This is a genomic window from Bacillus cereus group sp. BfR-BA-01408 (assembly GCF_022663305.1).
GTDB lineage: Bacteria > Bacillota > Bacilli > Bacillales > Bacillaceae_G > Bacillus_A > Bacillus_A pacificus.
Window position 1 is genome coordinate 1 of sequence record NZ_JAKUFF010000348.1, and the last position, 214, is coordinate 214.

A 214-nucleotide genomic window follows, 5' to 3' on the forward strand; every position below is an offset into this window, starting at 1 on the left:
CAAAAATAGGTGCCGATAAATTAAAAGATGGATCAGTTCAATTAATTGATGGAGTAACGCAATTACAAAGTGGCTCTGGAAAAGTGACAGCAGGATTAGGTCAATTATCTGTAGGAGCAAATCAAATGGCAGGTGGAATAAATCAATTAGCGGACGGTTCAAGTCAAGTAACAGGCGGTTTAGGCTCATTATCTGTAGGAGTAAGCAAATTAGC

Annotated in this window: 1 protein-coding gene; it reads left to right on the top strand. The window is 38.8% G+C overall.

Annotated elements, in window-relative coordinates; genetic code table 11:
* Positions 1-214: hypothetical protein (locus MR083_RS27595; protein ID WP_242270152.1), on the top strand; the 214-nt coding region annotated here is incomplete at both ends.